16 protein-coding genes are annotated in these 17,235 nt (G+C 61.5%); 3 read left to right on the forward strand and 13 right to left on the reverse strand.

The annotated features are described in order from the left end of the window. The first annotated feature begins 4 nt into the window (after window positions 1–4). The 3 genes from SDENCHOL_RS11470 (at window position 5) to SDENCHOL_RS11480 (ending at window position 2,436) form a co-directional block, all read left to right on the forward strand. Window positions 5–1,426: a M48 family metalloprotease gene (locus SDENCHOL_RS11470; protein WP_231912970.1), complete on the forward strand. Its 1,422-nt coding sequence runs from the start codon at window positions 5–7 to the stop codon at window positions 1,424–1,426. Between the two features lie 183 nt (window positions 1,427–1,609). Next, entirely contained in the window at window positions 1,610–1,924 is a 315-nt protein-coding gene (gene flgM, locus SDENCHOL_RS11475; RefSeq protein WP_067169786.1) for a flagellar biosynthesis anti-sigma factor FlgM, read from the forward strand. A gap of 20 nt (window positions 1,925–1,944) precedes the next feature. After that, window positions 1,945–2,436, forward strand: coding sequence for a flagella synthesis protein FlgN (locus SDENCHOL_RS11480; RefSeq protein WP_067169789.1), 492 nt, complete (start codon window positions 1,945–1,947; stop codon window positions 2,434–2,436). A gap of 39 nt (window positions 2,437–2,475) precedes the next feature. On the opposite strand, the gene motD is transcribed toward SDENCHOL_RS11480, so the two are convergent. The 13 genes from motD to SDENCHOL_RS11545 all read right to left on the reverse strand — a co-directional run bounded on the left by motD (window position 2,476) and on the right by SDENCHOL_RS11545 (window position 17,176). Next, on the reverse strand, window positions 2,476–3,294 hold the full coding sequence (gene motD, locus SDENCHOL_RS11485) for a flagellar motor protein MotD (protein ID WP_067169796.1): 819 nt from the start codon (window positions 3,292–3,294) through the stop codon (window positions 2,476–2,478). Window positions 3,295–3,301: 7 nt separating this feature from the next. Next, complete coding sequence (locus tag SDENCHOL_RS11490; protein ID WP_197706910.1) at window positions 3,302–4,051, reverse strand: flagellar motor protein; 750 nt, start codon at window positions 4,049–4,051, stop codon at window positions 3,302–3,304. After that, window positions 4,048–4,830, reverse strand: a complete 783-nt coding sequence (locus SDENCHOL_RS11495) for an RNA polymerase sigma factor FliA (protein WP_067169798.1) — start codon at window positions 4,828–4,830, stop codon at window positions 4,048–4,050. The genes SDENCHOL_RS11490 and SDENCHOL_RS11495 overlap by 4 nt, the downstream gene beginning before the upstream one ends. A 228-nt stretch (window positions 4,831–5,058) precedes the next feature. Continuing rightward, complete coding sequence (locus tag SDENCHOL_RS11500) at window positions 5,059–5,730, reverse strand: WbqC family protein (RefSeq protein WP_197706911.1); 672 nt, start codon at window positions 5,728–5,730, stop codon at window positions 5,059–5,061. Between the two features lie 98 nt (window positions 5,731–5,828). Further along, on the reverse strand, window positions 5,829–6,707 hold the full coding sequence (locus tag SDENCHOL_RS11505; protein WP_153011269.1) for a MinD/ParA family ATP-binding protein: 879 nt from the start codon (window positions 6,705–6,707) through the stop codon (window positions 5,829–5,831). Continuing rightward, window positions 6,700–8,277, reverse strand: coding sequence for a flagellar biosynthesis protein FlhF (gene flhF, locus SDENCHOL_RS11510; RefSeq protein WP_067169811.1), 1,578 nt, complete (start codon window positions 8,275–8,277; stop codon window positions 6,700–6,702). The genes SDENCHOL_RS11505 and flhF overlap by 8 nt, the downstream gene beginning before the upstream one ends. A 131-nt stretch (window positions 8,278–8,408) precedes the next feature. Then, window positions 8,409–10,493, reverse strand: coding sequence for a flagellar biosynthesis protein FlhA (flhA, locus tag SDENCHOL_RS11515; RefSeq protein ID WP_067169814.1), 2,085 nt, complete (start codon window positions 10,491–10,493; stop codon window positions 8,409–8,411). A gap of 5 nt (window positions 10,494–10,498) precedes the next feature. Beyond that, on the reverse strand, window positions 10,499–11,665 hold the full coding sequence (gene flhB, locus SDENCHOL_RS11520) for a flagellar biosynthesis protein FlhB (RefSeq protein ID WP_154717230.1): 1,167 nt from the start codon (window positions 11,663–11,665) through the stop codon (window positions 10,499–10,501). A gap of 213 nt (window positions 11,666–11,878) precedes the next feature. Then, window positions 11,879–13,780 carry a chemotaxis protein CheA gene (locus SDENCHOL_RS11525; RefSeq protein WP_231912971.1) on the reverse strand — a complete coding sequence of 634 codons (1,902 nt, stop codon included), beginning with the start codon at window positions 13,778–13,780 and terminating at the stop codon, window positions 11,879–11,881. A 94-nt stretch (window positions 13,781–13,874) separates the two neighbouring features. Next, window positions 13,875–14,756, reverse strand: a complete 882-nt coding sequence (gene cheZ / locus SDENCHOL_RS11530; protein WP_231912972.1) for a protein phosphatase CheZ — start codon at window positions 14,754–14,756, stop codon at window positions 13,875–13,877. A gap of 58 nt (window positions 14,757–14,814) precedes the next feature. Continuing rightward, on the reverse strand, window positions 14,815–15,216 hold the full coding sequence (cheY, locus tag SDENCHOL_RS11535; protein WP_067169822.1) for a chemotaxis response regulator CheY: 402 nt from the start codon (window positions 15,214–15,216) through the stop codon (window positions 14,815–14,817). A 13-nt stretch (window positions 15,217–15,229) separates the two neighbouring features. Further along, complete coding sequence (locus SDENCHOL_RS11540) at window positions 15,230–16,195, reverse strand: chemotaxis protein (protein WP_153011270.1); 966 nt, start codon at window positions 16,193–16,195, stop codon at window positions 15,230–15,232. Window positions 16,196–16,210: 15 nt separating this feature from the next. Then, entirely contained in the window at window positions 16,211–17,176 is a 966-nt protein-coding gene (locus SDENCHOL_RS11545) for a chemotaxis protein (RefSeq protein ID WP_067169827.1), read from the reverse strand. Window positions 17,177–17,235: the final 59 nt, after the last annotated feature.

The raw sequence follows: 17,235 nt of genomic DNA on the forward strand, positions 1-17,235 counted from the left end.
AACCATGATCCTGCTGCTGTGCCTGGCTCCCGCGGTTCTTGCCGATGGCCTGCCGGAACTCGGCGATCTTTCGCGGATCGATTTTTCGCCGGCAATGGAGCAACGCACCGGCGAGTCGATCATGCGCGACATCCGGCTGCATGAACCCGGCTACATCAGCGATCCCGAGATCAACGGCTATCTGAACCATCTGGGCTCACGCCTGCTGAGCCAGAGCAGCGAGGCACGCCAGAACTTCGAATTCTTCGCCCTGCGCGATCCGAGTCTGAACGCCTTTGCCATGCCCGGCGGCTACATTGGCGTCCACACCGGACTCATCACGGCGACCCGCTCCGAATCCGAACTGGCCTCGGTGCTTGCCCACGAAATCTCCCACGTCACCCAACACCACCTGGCCCGCCAGATCAGCAGCCAAAGCCAGGGACAGCTGCCGATGCTGCTGGCTTTGGCGGTAGCCATCCTGGCATCGCGCAGCAACTCCGACCTCGCCCAGGGCGCCCTGATGACCGGCCAGGCTGCCAGCATTCAGAATCAACTCAACTACTCACGGGATTTCGAGCGCGAGGCGGACCGGCTGGGACTCCAGTTACTGGAAAATGCCGGCTTCGATGTGCGGGCAATGGCGGACTTCTTCGAGCGTCTGCAAAAGTACGGGCGTCTTTATGAAAACAACGCGCCCGGTTATCTGCGCACCCACCCGCTGACCTCGGAACGCATCGCCGACCTGGAAAACCGCATCCACGAGCGTCCTTACCGACAGGTTGCCGATTCTCTCGACTACCTGCTGGTCCGCACCAAGCTGAGGGCCAGCGAAGGCAGTCCGCAGGATGCCGTGACTGAATTCACCTCGCAGATACGCGAGCACAAATACAGCAACGAAATCGCCGCGCGCTATGGCCTGACCGTGGCCCTGGCACGCGCCCAGGATTACGCCAAGGCAGAGCAGGAAATTGCCACACTGCGCAAGTTGAAGGCAGATTCACCGATGATCGAATCAATTTCTGCCGACTTGCGCAGAAAACAGAATGACCCGGCAGGCGCGCTCAAGATCCTGCGCACCGCCCAGGTGCGCTATCCGCAAGCGCGCGGTCTGGCGTATGCCCTGACGGACACCCTGCTGACCACCCATCAGACGCAGGAAGCCCTGCAGTTCATACAGGAAGACTTGCAGAACTACCCCAATGATGCGCGCATGCACGAACTGCTGGCGCGTACCTACGCGGCACTCGGCAAGACGTTGCAACAACACCGTGCCCAGGCCGAAGCCTACGCCCTGCAGGGACAACTGCTGATGGCGATCGAACAGTTGCAGCTGGCGCAGAAACTGGGGGAAAACGATTACTTCGAACAATCCAAGGTCGACGCCCGCTTGCGCGAGCTGAAACAGCGGCATGCCGAGGAAACCAAGGAAATGAAGGAAAAATGACGCATTGCCATCCATGGATACGCTCATGAATGCACTGCATGGCGCATGAAAATATCGCGCAAGAATTCAAAAGACCGGGCCGGCAACCTATCTTATAATCGGAATTATTTTTGCTGGCGGCCTCAAGATTCCTTTCGGGATGCCGTTACCTGACGCAGGATATCTGCGCATAAGGATTACATCATGAAAATCGACAGCTCGATCAAATCGCTCGGCGGCTTGTCCGGCGAGGCGCGCAAGGACGCGGCGAAGCCGGCAGGCACCGCGTCCAGCCCGGCTGCAGGACAAAGCACCCAGAGCGCCGAAGTCGCCTTGTCACCGCTTTCGGCACGCTTGCAGGAACTGGAAAGCGCCATGGCGACAACCCCGGTGGCGGACAGCCAGCGCGTCGCCGCCATCCGCGAAGCCATCGCCGCCGGCACCTTCCAGGTCGACGCCAGCAAGATTGCCGACGGCCTGGTCGACAGCGTCCGTCAAATGCTGGCCGCGCAGAAATAAACAGCCCCGCAAGCCCTTCCGTGCAAGCTGCTGCCGATACCCGTCTTGCCCGTTTCATCGAGGATGAACTGGCAATGCTGCGCAGCTTTGTCGAATTGTTGCAACACGAACAGAGGATCCTGACCGAAGGCGACATTGACGAGCTGACGCCCTTGATCGAGAAAAAAGGGCGGCTTGCCGACCTCCTCACCCAGCTTGCCGGGCAGCGCAATGAAATTCTGGCTGCCGCAGGATATCCGCACGACCGGGCCGGAATCGATATCTGGCTGGAACGACGCAGCCCGACAGGCGAAGCAGCGCAAGACGCTCGCGACAGCTGGGAAAACATTCTCGCGCTGGCCGTTCAGGCCCGCACGCTGAACGAAACCAACGGCAAGCTGATCGGCATCCGCCTGCAACACAATCAGCAGACCTTGAACTCCCTGCTTGCCGCCGGCAACCGGTCAGCCCTGTACGGACCGGACGGCCAGCCCCACGCCAGCGGTGGCGGCCGATCATTCGGCGCAGTCTGAGCATTCCAGAGCCGCCGCCCCGCACTCGCCCATCGTACTTCAGGGCAGCGCGTTGCCCTTCGTGATTGCCGACACACTCCCGGCATCGGCCTGATCCGGCATTCTTGATTCGATGGTAATGGCGACACGCCGGTTGCGGGCACGTCCCTCTGCCGACTCATTCCCGGCGATCGGGCGCTGATCAGCATAACCCACGGCCGTCAGGCGGCTGGCGGCGACGCCGTTATCGATCATCAGGCGCACCACACTGGAAGCGCGCACGCCTGAGAGCTCCCAATTGGAAGCAAACTGGGCCGTCGCGATCGGGATATCGTCGGTATGCCCCTCGACCGTAATCGGAAAATCGGTTGGCGCCAGGATGCGCGCCACGGCGGTCAGCGGCGCCAGCGCCTCACTGGCCAGGCGCGCCTCCCCCGACGAAAACAACACGCTGGCATTGATATCGACCGTAATCCCCCGCGCACCTTCGGTCACCCGCACCTGTCCATTTTCCACCAGGGGCCCGAGCGCATCGCTGATTTCCTGCGCCATGTCACGCATCTTTTCCTTGGCCTTGCGCTTGGCCTCGCTAGCCGGCTTGGCTGCAACCACCGGCCGATTCGGCACGATCATCGGCAAGACCAGCGTCGGGGCGGCTGACCCCACCTCGACCTGGGCACCGGCGGTCGACCCAGGCACGTTCCGGAAAGCGGACACAATGGAATCCGAAAGGATCCGGTATTTACCCTCATTCACCGACGATACCGCATACATCACCACGAAAAAAGCGAACAGCAGCGTGATGAAGTCGGCGTAGGACACCAGCCAGCGCTCGTGGTTCTCGGCTTCCTCTTCGTGGCGATGGCGGCGGCGTGACATAAACGAATCACTGGACGTAGCCGCGCATGCGTCCTTCGATGACGCGCGGATTGTCTCCGTTGGCGATGCCGACCAGTCCATCGACGTACATTTCGCGCAAGGCAACGAGACGGGCAATGTTTACCAGCAATTTCTTGGCTACCGGCAAAAACACCAGATTTGCCAGACCCACACCGTAGATCGTGGCAACGAAGGCAACGGCGATCCCCGCTCCCAGCCGGGAAGGATCGGTCAGATTCTCCATGACATGGATCAGCCCCATCACCGCACCAAGGATGCCGATCGTCGGTGAATAGCCGCCTGCCGACTCCCAGATTCTCGCGGCCAGTTTCATCTGGGCTTCATAGACATCGATCTGCACTTCGAGAACCGCGCGCAGATTGTTCGGCTCGGCGCCATCCACCAGCAGTTGCAGGCCATGGATGTGGAATGGATCATTCAATTGGGGGAACTGCCCTTCCAGCGCCAGCAAGCCTTCACGGCGGGCGAGCACGCTCCAAGCCAGCGTGCGGTCGATGATTTCCTCCGCGGCAACGGCCGGCGGCACAAAAACCCACTTGAGCATGCGCAAGCCCGTCACGAATGCGGGCAAGGGACTCTGCAGCATCACCGCGCCCATGGTGCCCCCCACCACGATCAGGAAGGCCGTGGGCTGGATGAGCGATGACACATGGCCGCCTTCGAGCACCTGGCCAAACAGGATTGCACCAATACCCAGCAACAAACCGACGATACTGATCTTGTCGATGGCCCTCATGATTGCTTCTTCCTTGGGCGCCCTGCCTTGCCGCGCACGGCCTGGCGGGCAGCGGCAGAATCGCCGAGCACGTTGCTGCGCAGGCGCGCAATCGCCTGGGTGTGCAACTGACACACACGCGACTCGGTCACGCCAAGAACTTCGCCGATCTCGCGCAGATTCAACTCCTCGTCGTAATACAAGGCCATCATCAGCTTTTCCCGTTCCGGCAGATTTTCAATGGCCTGCACCAAGGCTTCACGCCTGTCCTGGTCAATCAGCATGGCCAGGGGATCGAGTTGCTCCGAAGCCAGGTGCCTCTCCAGAAAGGCATCTCCCCCACCTTCCTCGGCATCGCCCAGGTCCTCGAAATATACAAGTTGATGGCCACGTGCATCGAGCAACAGCTTCTGGTATTCCTCCAGCGACATGCCGAGCGATTCGGCAAGCTCGCCTTCCTGCGGCGCACGACCGTGTTTCTGTTCCAGGGTATGGATTGCGGCTTCGATCCGCCGCATCTCGCGCCGCAAGCCGCGCGGCAGCCAGTCGTTCTCGCGCAGCCCGTCGAGCATGGCGCCGCGCACGCGCTGCACGGCATAGGTTTCGAACTGGGCGCCCAGTCCGTCCTCGTAGCGAGCGATGGCATCCAGCAGGCCGATCATGCCGTTCTGTATCAGATCCTCGACCTGCACATTGGGTGGCAGCCTGGCCATCAAATGATAGGCAATCCGCTTGACCAGAGGCGCATATTGAGAGACGAGCTGTTCTTTGTCTGGAATGCCCTGCGCGTTATACGTCATAGATTTCCGGTAAGGCGGCAACCGGCAAACTATACCACCGAATCTGGCTGGCCAATATCGCGCCGGCCGGCCATGCACGCAAGAACAGCGCGTAGTGAACGCGTCCGGCAAGGTTCAGCGATTGCATGGCCAGCCGGACAGAACACGACGGTGCGCCACTGCCTCGACGAGCCAGATGGTTGGACTTGAGCGCGGACCAAGGGAACGCGGATACGGGCTCCATGGTCTTCAAACAAGCTCGTACGCATCGAGCAACTTTGCGCACTGCTCCCGGTCGTTGAACATCATGACATCGACGATGGACAAACCGGGCACGAACTTCCTCCCGAACTGCCGGTAGCACACCGCTCCGGGTTGCAGAAACGAAAGCTGCAGACCGCGTTCAGCAAAAGCCTCTCTGTCGTATAGCGATTTTCCGCCAGGCAGGTTGATGTACCGGGTAGCGCCCAGCACATCGCAGATATCCAGAATTTTGCCCTGTCCGCGCAGCCCGGCGGCTTTCTCCATGGCCGAAGAAACGAACCATTTCGGCTGCAGCCCCAGGTAGGCGCAGATGCTGCGCAATTGATACTCGAGAAGCAGCGCCAACTGGCTGGTCTGCTGGCTGAAGATATCCATCAGCACCGGATAGACCGCTGCGAAATGCGGCGCCTTGCCATAGCACTGACGAATGGTCTGCAAAAGTTTGTGCCGAGCAGACACTTCAAGCTGATTTATCCGCTTATTTGGGCTTGCGCCCTGCAGCGGCAACGTGACAAGCTGCTTGTCGGCATGGCCGAGAATGTAATTCCGGTTTATCCAGCCACCTTTGATGAAATCCACATCGTCGTAAATCACAAACGCATCCACCGCCCGAATGAGCTGAAAGTAGCCCAGATACGGGAACAGATAGGGTTGCATGATCGCGAGTCTCATCGGGACTCATCACTTCGGCGGCCACAAACCGGGAGCGCTGGCAAAACAGGGCAGGAGATATTACGGAACAGGCGTCAACCGCTTCACCCACCCCATGCGGTTTCCAGTCTTGCACCAGCGCTTCCCAGACCTTCCAGTTCGCCCTGGCGTCCGGGTGACCAAACCGGATCGTTTCCGCTGCCCTGAATCGCCGGCGGCAAACGCTGCAGCAGGGCGCTTGCCAGGTTGTCCGTCACCGGCACCAGTGAAGCGCCGAGATAATCGAGACGCACATCGAGATGTTCGCGCGCCACTCGCCGCATGTTGTCGAAAATGGCGCGCGCTTCCTCCCGGGTGCGCGGACGGGTGATGACCACCTGGAAGCCATCCCGCCCGCGCTCCTGCACGATGCGCTTGATCAGCGCGTAGGCATGGGTGATCGCCGTGCTCTGCGCACCCACCACGACCGCCACATGGCGTGCGGCCAGCGTCAATGGCGATAGCTGACCTTGTTGCCGGACGCTGCTGTCGATCAGAACGAAGTCCACGCCACGCTGCATTTCCTGCAGGCTGGTGGGTAGGCGCCGCTGCGCCAGCGTTGCATTGCGGTTGGCCTGCTCCAGTTCCTTTGCCGCGCGCACGGCGGGCAGGATGCGAACCAACGGCGCGGCTTCCAGCACCACCTGGCCCAGGCTGCGTTCTCCTTGCAACACCTGGTAAAGATCATGGCGCGTCTTCAGGCCGAAGTAGGAAATCGCGTTGTTCGGGGCCTGATTCTCATCCACGATCAGCACGGTGTGGCCCGCCGCCGCCAGCGCCGTCGCCGTCTGCACGACCAGGGTGGTGCGCCCGCAGGCTTCACGACCGGAGGCAAAAGCCACCACCTGCGGCCCACGGCTGCCGAACATGCGCCGCAAGCCGGCGGCCTGATCGCCGACCCAGCCACCGGGCACTTCTGCTTCAGCACATGCCCAGTCAGCCACGCCGTCCCCCCGCCGCCTTTTGCGATGGCGCCGCCATGACCAGGCCGGCTTCCTGGGTCTGCAAATGATGCGGCGATGCCTCGCCGGGCAGTTTGAATGCGCGGTGCAACAGGTAGTTGCGATTCGGCAAATGCATGTCTTCGGGCACGCGCTGTCCATTGGCGATGTAGCACAGCAGCAAGCCATGACGAATCACCGCATCCAGCGCCGGCGCCAGGGATGCCGTCTCGTCGACCTTGCTGAGTATCACGCCGGCCAGATCCTCGCCGGCATACGCCCGTACCACGTCGTCCAGGGTGTCGCCACGGCTGGTGGCATTGAGCAGCAGCAGGCGATTCACCTCGCCGGTGCGCATCAGCATGGCCGCCTGCTCGGCCACCATGCGGTCGCGCTGGCTCATGCCGACGGTATCGATCAGCACCATGTGCTTGTCGCGCAAATCCGCCAGGGTGTGGCGCAAGTCGTCGCCATCACGCACGACATGCACCGGCACGCCGAGGATACGGCCATAGATGCGCAATTGTTCGTGAGCGCCGATCCGATAGCCATCGGTGGTCAGCAGGGCCAGCTTGTCGGCGCCGTAGCGCACCACGCAGCGGGCGGCGAGCTTGGCGGTCGTGGTGGTCTTGCCGACCCCGGTCGGGCCGACCAGCGCGAAAACGCCGCCGCGGTCGATGATGTCGTTATCGCTGCTGAGCGTGCGCAGACGCCGGTTCAGCGCACTCTTCAACCATTTGCGCGCATCGTCGGTATTCAGTTCGGCCGGCATTTCCTGGCAGAGCTTGCGCGCCAGTTGCCCGGAAAAACCGACATCCAGCATCTCGGCCAGGGCCATGGTCCTGACCGGCGATTCACGCGACATTTCACCCCAGGCAAAACCGGCCAACTGGCGTTCCAGCAACGCCCTGATCGTGTGCATTTCACCCATCAATTCGGAAACCTGCTGCTGCATCGGCTCGTGCTGTTCCGGCAGAAAATCCGCTGCCGAAGCGGACATGCCGCGCTGCGCGCGCAGGCCCGGCTCGTGCGGCACGGCGGCGGGCTGCCCGAGCGGTTCCCGCTGTAGCGGCGTGGAGGACGCAGCCTGCGGCTCGCGTCCCGGCAAAGGACGCAGACGCGGCTTTTCCTGGACGACCGGCGCGGCGGCCGGCTTTGCCGATCCGGTATTGCCAGCCTGCACCGGCCACTCGGGCCGGGCCAGCGGCGGCTGGCGCCGCTGGGCGGAAAGGCTGACGGTGTAATCGTCATCTTCCGAGCCGGCGCGTGCATGAACGCTCCGTTCCGGCGCCTGATGCATCGACTGGTTGGCCGAATACGCCTGCCGAGCCGCCGCGCTTCCCAACGAGGCCGGCGGCGTGACCGTAGCCGTAGCCGGAGTGCTTGCCGCCATCGGAGCACGGGCGGGCATCTGCCGCGACAGCAGCTCGAAGCCTTCCGAAGTCATGGCCAGGATTTCCACGCCGCCCGGTACCGGCTTGTTGGAAACCACGATGGCATCCGCCCCGAGTTCTTCCTTCACCTTGCGCAGGCAGTCGCGCGCGGTCGGTGCCACAAAGCGTCGCATGCTCATTGTGTCCCCACCTCCGCCTCCAATACGCCAATGGCGCCAGCGCACGAAGCGTCAAGAGCAGCAAGCCATGCCGCCCGCAGTCGATGCGTCCGGTTCAAGCCCTTGCTGCGGCATCGAGAGTCGTTCATGTACTAGGCTCCAATAATTGCAGTTATACGAATCGTGCGTGAATCAGGGACTTCGGCATTCGAAATGACCTTGAGGGTCGGCACGGCGCGGCGCAGGAAGCGCGAAAGCAGCCAGCGCAGATGATTCGGCACCAGCAGCACCGCCGGCATGCCGCTTTCCTCCTGACGTTGCGCAGTGGCCGCCGTCTCGCGCAGCAGCGTATCGGCCAGACCCGGCTCGATGCCGCCGGCGCCCGCGTCGTTACCGGTCTGCATGGCCTGGCCGAGTATGCGTTCGAGGCCCGGCTCGATGGTCATCACCGTCATGTCGGTATTGCCGGGAAACAGTTGCTGGGCAATGGCGCGGCCCAGGGCGATTCTTACCTGCGTCGTCAGCTCGAGCGGATCCTGGGTGCGTGGCGCGTATTCGGCCAGGGTCTCGATGATGGTGTGCATGTCGCGGATATTCACGCCTTCCTCAAGCAGGCTTTGCAGGACGCGCTGGACGATCGAGACCGACAGCAGCTTGGGCACCAGATCCTCGATCAGCTTGGGCGCATCCTTGGCGATGTGATCCAGCAGCGCCTGGGTTTCCTGGCGCCCGAGCAGATCGGCCGCATGCGAGAGGATGACGTGATTGATATGCGTGGCGACCACGGTGCCGGCATCGACCACGGTATATCCCAGTGCCTGCGCCTGCTCGCGCAGGTTGGCCTCGATCCAGATGGCCGGCAGGCCAAACGCCGGGTCGGTGGTCGGCGTGCCCGGCAATTGCCCGGCGACGCGCCCCGGATTGATGGCCATGAACATGCCCAGATAGGCTTCGCCAGCGCCGATATCCACGCCCTTGAGCGTCAGCCGGTAGGCATTCGGCTTGAGCTCGAGGTTGTCGCGAATGTGCACCGGCGCGCACAAAAAGCCGATTTCCTGGGCAAACTTCTTGCGCAGACCACGAATGCGCTTCAACAATTCACCGTCCTGACCCTTGTCCACCAGGGGAATCAGACGATAGCCGACCTCCAGGCCCAGCACATCGACGGGCGCCACGTCCGACCAGCTGGCATCCTGCGTTTCCTGCGGGACGAGTTGTTCAGCCGGCTGCGCTTCGACAACCGGCGGTTCGGCCTGGCGCTTGAGCAGCCACCAGCCCAGGCCGCCGATGGCGGCAGCCAGCAGCAGAAAGATCAGATTGGGCATGCCCGGAATCAGGCCCAGCACGCCGATGATGAAGGCCGTCAGCAGAATCACGCTGGGATTGCCGAACATCTGGCTGCTCACCTGCTGCCCGATGTCCTCATCCGTGGTGACCCGGCTCACCACCAGGCCGGCCGCCGTGGAAATGATCAGCGCCGGAATCTGCGCCACCAGCCCATCGCCGATGGTCAGCAGGGTGTAGTTGGCCGCCGCCTGGGCAAAGCTCAGGTCGTGCTGCAGCATGCCGACGATCAGACCGCCAATGATGTTGATGAAGAGAATCAGAATGCCGGCAATCGCATCGCCACGGACGAACTTGCTGGCACCGTCCATGGAGCCGAAGAAATCCGCCTCCTGGGAAATCGCCGTACGCCGCTTGCGCGCTTCGTCTTCGCCGATCAGGCCGGCATTCAGGTCGGCGTCGATGGCCATCTGCTTGCCCGGCATGGCATCCAGAGTGAAGCGAGCGGAAACTTCGGCGATGCGGCCGGCGCCCTTGGTGATGACGACGAAGTTGATGACCACCAGGATCACGAAGACCACCAGGCCCACGGCATAGTTGCCGCCGACCAGGAAGTGGCCAAAGGCTTCGATCACCTTGCCTGCCGCATCCGGCCCGGTATGGCCTTCGAGCAGCACCACCCGGGTCGAAGCGACGTTGAGCGACAGGCGCATCAGCGTGGTCACCAGCAGGATGGTCGGGAAGACCGAGAAATCCAGCGGTTTCATGGCGTACATCGCCACCAGCATCACCATGATCGACAGTGCGATGTTGAAGGTGAAGAACAGATCGAGCAGGAAGGGCGGCAACGGCAGCACCATCATCGCCAGGATCATCACGATCAACAACGGCGCGGCAAGCTGCTGGAGATTGCCGCGCGAGAACAGGGTCTGCATGCCGAGTGTCGCCGCCATGCCGGTCAGGCCCCCATGCCTTCAACCACGGGCTGCCCGGGGTCCAGCTCCGCCGGCACCGGCAGCGCCTGCGGCGCTTGAGGCGGCAGCGATGACGGCGTCTGGCCGGCAAGATACTGCTGCAACTGATAGACGTAGGCCATCACCTCGGCAACGGCGCCGTAAAGCGCGGCGGGTATCTGCTCGCCAATGTCGCAATGACGATACAGCGCGCGCGCCAGCGGCGGCGCTTCCAGCAGCGGAACATCGTGTTTGGCGGCAAGTTCACGAATATTCTGCGCAACCAGATTGATGCCCTTGGCAAGCACTTGCGGCGCCCCCATCTGCCCACTGTCGTACTTGAGCGCGACGGCAAAATGCGTCGGGTTGGTCACCACCACGTCGGCTTTCGGCACATCGGCCATCATCCGCCGCCGCGCCATTTCGCGCTGCTGACTGCGGATGCGCCCCTTGACCTGGGGATCGCCTTCCTGCTCCTTGTTCTCCTGGCGCACTTCTTCCTTGGTCATGCGCAGCTTGCTGTGGTACTGCCAGAGCTGGAAGGGCACATCGATTGCCGATACCAGCGCCACGCCACTGACCAGCGCCAACATGGCGAAAAGCAGAATGTCGCCAAAGGAGACCAGTCCCCGCTCGAGCGGCTGGGTCAACAGCGCGAACAGGGCATCCTGCTGATGCACCACCACCCAATACACCACGCCGCCGACCAGCAGCGCTTTCAATACGGATTTGACGAGCTCGGCAATCCCCTGCACGGAGAAAATCCGTTTCAGGCCAGATAGAGGATTGATGCGATTGAAATCAGGCGCCAGCGCCTTGGAAGAAAACACCACGCCGCCCAGCATCAATGGCCCTGCCAGCGCGCCCAGCACCGCCACCAGAAACAGTGGCGCCAGCAGCGTCATGGCTTCCATGGACAGGGAAAGAAAAGCATTGGCCAGGGCGTAAGGATCGAACGCCTGGTCATGGCCGAAACTCAAGCCGCGACGCATCAGTTGTTTTGCATGCTGCGCAAACCAGCCACCCATCGTCCAGAGGGCGCTGACGCCGGCGAGCAAAACCAGAAAGGCCGAAAGCTCGCGCGAATGCGGCACACGGCCGTCCTCGCGCGCCTGTTCCAGACGCCGCGATGACGCAGGTTCGGTCCGTTCGAGATCGCTGTCCTCAGCCACAATCAGCTCCTTGCATGCCGGCAATTATTGCCGCCTGCTGCAAGGAAGACTGCGAGAATAGAAAGAGTTTCACCTGCCAATTCGGAAAGCAGGTGAGAATACAGAACCAAGCGTCTGTATCCAATCAACTATCAGCGATCATGCGCTGCCGGGAAATCCGGTCCGCAGGCAACGAACAACAAACGCTCCCGGCAGGCCGGGGCCGGCCGGATTTCAGGCCACGGCAGCCTGGGGGCCAACGAAGTCGGCGCGTATCATGCTGCCACTCGTGGCGGAACCGCCGAGCAGTTCCTTCATGTCGAGAATCAGCACGATCTGTCCGTTGGACAGCGTCGTCACGCCGGCAACGCCCTTGGGACGGAAGTCTTCCAGCGACTTGATGACGGCATCCTCTCGGCCGGCAAAGCCATCGACCGCCAGGATGAAAGCAGTCTCCACCGTCTGCATCAATACGCCATATTCGGGCACCCGCTCCTGCTGCCAGCTCAGCAGGCCGGACAGCGACAGCAATGGCAGGACTTCGCCGCGCACCACCATGACTGCGGCGCCGCCCACCTCCTGCACCTGGTTGATGTTGATCGGCAGGATTTCGCGCACCATGCTCAGGGGCACGGCAAACGGCTGTTCGCCCAGCTCGATGAGCAGCACGGGCAGGATGGCCAGGGTCAGCGGCAGAGAGATGACGAAAGTGGTTCCGCCGCCCTGCGTCGTGCGGATGTCTATCGTGCCGTTGAGCTTGTGGATGTTGGTCTTCACCACATCCATGCCGACGCCGCGTCCGGAAATATCGGATGCCACATCGTTGGTCGAGAATCCCGGCTGAAAGATCAGGTTGTAGCTCTGCCGGTCATCCATGGAATTGGCTTCTTCGCTGGTGATGAGCCCCTTTTCCAGCGCCTTGGTGCGCAACCGCTCCGGATCCATGCCGCGTCCATCGTCCGCCACCAGCAGGACGATGTGATCTCCTTCCTGACGCGCCTCGAGCCGTACCGTCGAATGCGCCGGCTTGCCATTGGCGGCGCGTTCGGCGGGTGACTCGATGCCATGATCGACCGCATTGCGGATCAGGTGAATGATCGGATCCGAAAGATCCTCGATCATGGTCTTGTCGATTTCGGTTTCCTCGCCGACCAGCACCAGCTCGACGTCCTTGCCGAGATTGCGCGCCAGGTCGCGGGCGATGCGCGGGTATTTCTGGAACAGGCGGCCGATCGGCTGCATGCGCGTCTTCATGACCGCGCTTTGCAGATCGCTGACCAGCAGATCGAGCTGGCTGACGGCCTGATCGAGCGACGACATGATGTCGGCATCGCTGCGCCCGGCCAGAATGTCGCTGCGCAGGGAATTCAGGCGGTTCTTGGTCAGACCGATTTCACCGGACAGGTTGAGCACCTGATCAAGACGCGCGGTATCGACGCGGATCGTGTTGTCGCGCGCCCTTTCTCCTTCGCGACGGCCGAGTATCGCGCCCTGGTTGCCGGGCTTGTCGGTCAGCCGGCGGCCGCTCGCCTGTTCAATGATCTGTTCCGGAGACTTGGCGAGCTCATGCGCCAGCGCGGCCGTTTCCGGCATCGTCACCTCATCGGCCGCTCCGGGTACATCGGTCACGGCAGCCAGCAGATTACCCCAGTCGGGACCGCCGTCTACTGCAGCAGCAGCGGACTGAACCGCTACCGGCGACGCCACCGCAGCAGGTGCCGAAGCGGCTGCGGTCTGATTCAGCTCCCCCGCGATGGCACGCCTGAGCGTTGCCAGCAAATTCGCCGGCGCGGCATCGGGCTGCTGATTGTCTGCCAGGGCACGAAACATCTGACGCACGCCGCTCGTCGCCTCCATGATAACGTCCATGATTTCGTGCGTCACCACCAGCTCGCCGTTTCTCAGACGGTCGAACAGGTTTTCAGTCAGATGACAGAGCGTCACCAGTTCCGTTGCGCTGAGGAACCCCGCGCCTCCCTTGATCGTATGGAAGCCGCGAAAAATATCGTTGAGCAGGCCGCGATCGCCGGGATTCCTCTCCAGGTCGACCAGTTTGTTATCGACGCTCGACAAAAGATCGTTCGCTTCGAGCAGAAAATCCTGCAGCAGCTCTTCCATTCCCTGAAACTCGCTCATCTTCTCTCGCTCCAGTCTGTCACCGGATCAAGCGTGCCATGCCGACACGCCATGGTAGGGCCGCACGCAGTTCATCGCACGCACGCCGCCAAACTCAAAAACCCAGGCTTTCCAGCAGATCATCGACCTGCGCCTGGCTATGCACCACATCCGTCCGCCCCTCGCCATTGACGACCGGGCCGTTGAGCAAGCCAGCCGAGGTTTCGGCGCGCACTTCAGGCGGCATCGCTTCCAGGAGAACCGACAGCAATTGGTGTTCCATCTTGTGCGCCAGTTCGACGATCTTCTTGATGACCTGGCCGGTGAGATCCTGAAAATCCTGCGCCATCATGATTTCCGTAAGCTGCACGTTGGTCGCCGCAACCTGCTGCGGCATGGCCCGCAGAAACCCGTGAGTATCCGCGGCCAGCAGCTTGAACTCGGCAGGCGACAACTGGTTTGCGAAAACCTGCTCCCAACGCGCGGCCAGCGTTTTTGACTGATCGTGCAGGGCATCCTGGACGGGTCTTGCCACTTCGACGGCATTCAACACCCTGCTGGCGGCCTGCTCGGTCATCTGGATGATGTAGGCAAGGCGCTGGCGCGCATCCGGAATCCCCTGGACGGCATCCTCGAGTATCCGGTCATAACCCAGTTCGCGCATCGTGTTATGCAATTCCCGGGTCATTTGGCCAATGCGATTGAAGACCTGGATCGTGGGGTCCACCTGCTGACTCTGGGAAGCGCCCGCAGACACTGCGGCGGCTGCAGCCCCGGCGCCGCGGTCGGCCTGCCCCGCGACACTGTCGAAAAGCGCCTGCAGCTCTGCCGAATCGCCGGAGCCGCTCATCGCCGCTGCCGGTTCCTTGGCGGCCACGGGCTGGCTGGCACCAGCAGCAATGCTGTCAAAAAGCGCTTGCAAATCCTCGCTGTCGCCGGATTCGTCGAAGCTGCCGGACTCCCGACGTGAAGAAGGGGGAAGGGATGTATTCATCATCTGCCGATCACTCTACGTTGCGTTGCGTTGCATTGCAGCTGCACTTCAACGACCAGGGTCAAGCCGGGGCCTGGCCAAGCTTTTCAAAGATCTTGCCGAGCTTTTCATTCAGGGTTGCCGCGGTGAAGGGTTTGACGATATAGCCATGGGCCCCGGCCTGCGCGGCGGCAATGATGTTCTCCTTCTTGGCTTCGGCAGTGATCATCAGTACCGGCAAGGACTTCAGCGCCGCATCGGCGCGAATGGCCTGCAACAATTGCAGGCCATCCATGTTGGGCATGTTCCAGTCGGTAACGACGAAATCGAAACTGCCCATCTTCAACTTCTGGAGGGCGACGGCTCCGTCTTCGGCTTCATCGGCATTGGTGTAACCCAGCTCCTTCAGCAGGTTGCGCACGATACGGCGCATCGTGGAAAAATCATCGACTATGAGGAACCTGGTCTTGCTCGGGTCAGACATGTGAATCTCCGCATCAGTTTCTGTGGTGCTTCGTCAACAGCGGCCGCAATGTATCGGCAAGGACGTTCGCATCGAACTTGGCGACATAGGAATCGACGCCAACCTGCTTGCCCATTGCACGATTGGCTTCCGAAGACAGTGAAGAGTGCATCACGACGGGAATGCCATCGAAACGCGAATCGGACTTGATGTTCCGCGTCAGCATGTAACCATCCATCTCGGGCATTTCGGCATCGGTGAGAATAAGCTGCACTTCGTCACGCAAATCCCCGCCGCTCTGCACGGCATGTGCAGCCATCCCCTGCAGTCGCGACCAGGCCTCCATGCCATTCACGGCATGCTTGTGCCGGCAACCGAGCTTGTCGAGAACCTCGGTGATTTTTTTGCGGGCGACCATGGAGTCATCGACAAAGAAAATATTGTAATCGTAACCGTCGTCCAGCCTGGCAACCTCGGGCACATGGGCCTCGCCAAAGGTCGACGCCATGATCTGCTCGACATCGAGAATCGACACCATCCTGCCCCCCGGCAGCTCGGTGATGGCCGTGATGAAGCTGTGGGGGCAGCCGTTGCCGACCGACTCGGCAGCCTTTACCTTGTCCCATGCGACACGCGTGATGCGATCGACGTCCTGAACCAGAAAACCCAGGATGCGCTTGTTGTATTCGGTGACCATCATCGCGCCACCGAGGCCGTGCGGCGCATCCGCCAAGCCCATCGAATGCACCAGCGACACCACCGGAATGACGTTGCCGCGCAGGCTGATCAATCCCTCGACGCCCCGTGGCATGTTCGGCGTCCGAGTAATCTTCGGCGTCTTGCAGACTTCCCGCACCTTGAACACATTGATGCCGAATGTTTCCTGGGTACCCAGGGAAAACAACAGGAGCTCCATGCAATTGGAGCCCGCCAGCCGCGTACGGGCATCGATGTCGTCCAGCATGCCCCTTTCCGGAAACGCAGTGACAGCATTTTTCATGGTGGCCATTCCCCGTCAAGCCTCCGCCTTGTGGTTCTGCAATCCGGAAGCGATGCGCAACAGCGCCTCGGCCAGTCGCTGCGGCTCGAATTTGGATACGTACTCATCCACGCCGACCGATTTCCCCAAATGACTGTTCGACAACCCGGAGAGCGAAGAATGCATGATGACCGGGATTCCCGCGAAGCGCGGATCCGATTTGATGTTCTTGGTCAAGAGATAACCATCCATCTCCGGCATTTCCACATCGGTCAGGACAACCTGAATGACATCCTTCACCGCATGGCCGTTATTGGCCGCATAGCCGGCGATTTTCTTGAGCTCCTCCCAGGCGACATACCCATTCACCGCACTGATGTGCTTGATGCCAAGCGTGTCCAGCGTGCGCTGGATCTGGGAACGCGCGATGAACGAGTCATCCGCGAAGAATACAGTCATGTCGGAATCCAGCGGCTTGAGCCCCTTGTACTGGTAGGAATCATCGATCTGCGTAGTCTCGGCCAGCACCCGTTCGACATCGAGCATCATCACCAGGCGCCCGTCGCCCAACTCGGTTACGGCCGTCACCATGCCCCCCAGATTCGACGCCAGAATCTCCGGAGGAACCCGCATCTGCTGCCAATCGAGACGCAGAATGGTGTCGACGGCTTCGACCAGAAATCCCTGCGTATGACCGTTGTACTCGGTAACGATCATGACCTCGCGCGGCGACTCCGGCTGAATCCCGATGTACTCGGCAAGATCGATCACGGGCACCAGGGAACCGCGCAAGCTGACCATGCCCTTCACTGCCGCCGGCATGTCGGGTGATGCCGTAATTGGCGGTTTGCGCATCACCTCGCGAACCTTGAACACATTGATGCCAAAAGTTTCACGCCGCCCGGTGCGGGAATCATGGCCCAGCGTGAACAACAGCATTTCCAGCTTGTTGGTGCCGGCCAGCTGAGTGCGTTCATCGACACTCTTCATCAAATCGGACATCGCTTGCTTTCTCCCTGAGCGCACTCGACCACAAGCAACGGGTCGTCACACGTATCCAC

It is taken from the genome of Sterolibacterium denitrificans, from assembly GCF_900174485.1.
In the GTDB taxonomy this organism is placed as follows: Bacteria; Pseudomonadota; Gammaproteobacteria; order Burkholderiales; family Rhodocyclaceae; genus Sterolibacterium; species Sterolibacterium denitrificans.

Bases quoted from the DNA above. Each gene is read 5' to 3' on its own strand.
- SDENCHOL_RS11470 (WP_231912970.1), top strand. From the start codon at position 5: ATGATCCTGCTGCTGTGCCTGGCTCCCGCGGTTCTTGCCGATGGCCTG.
- flgM (WP_067169786.1), top strand. From the start codon at position 1,610: ATGAAAATCGACAGCTCGATCAAATCGCTCGGCGGCTTGTCCGGCGAG.
- motD (WP_067169796.1), bottom strand. From the start codon at position 3,294: ATGTCACGCCGCCGCCATCGCCACGAAGAGGAAGCCGAGAACCACGAG.
- SDENCHOL_RS11490 (WP_197706910.1), bottom strand. From the start codon at position 4,051: ATGAGGGCCATCGACAAGATCAGTATCGTCGGTTTGTTGCTGGGTATT.
- SDENCHOL_RS11495 (WP_067169798.1), bottom strand. From the start codon at position 4,830: ATGACGTATAACGCGCAGGGCATTCCAGACAAAGAACAGCTCGTCTCT.
- SDENCHOL_RS11500 (WP_197706911.1), bottom strand. From the start codon at position 5,730: ATGCAACCCTATCTGTTCCCGTATCTGGGCTACTTTCAGCTCATTCGG.
- flhF (WP_067169811.1), bottom strand. From the start codon at position 8,277: ATGAGCATGCGACGCTTTGTGGCACCGACCGCGCGCGACTGCCTGCGC.
- flhA (WP_067169814.1), bottom strand. From the start codon at position 10,493: ATGGCGGCGACACTCGGCATGCAGACCCTGTTCTCGCGCGGCAATCTC.
- SDENCHOL_RS11525 (WP_231912971.1), bottom strand. From the start codon at position 13,780: ATGAGCGAGTTTCAGGGAATGGAAGAGCTGCTGCAGGATTTTCTGCTC.
- cheZ (WP_231912972.1), bottom strand. From the start codon at position 14,756: ATGATGAATACATCCCTTCCCCCTTCTTCACGTCGGGAGTCCGGCAGC.
- cheY (WP_067169822.1), bottom strand. From the start codon at position 15,216: ATGTCTGACCCGAGCAAGACCAGGTTCCTCATAGTCGATGATTTTTCC.
- SDENCHOL_RS11540 (WP_153011270.1), bottom strand. From the start codon at position 16,195: ATGAAAAATGCTGTCACTGCGTTTCCGGAAAGGGGCATGCTGGACGAC.
- SDENCHOL_RS11545 (WP_067169827.1), bottom strand. From the start codon at position 17,176: ATGTCCGATTTGATGAAGAGTGTCGATGAACGCACTCAGCTGGCCGGC.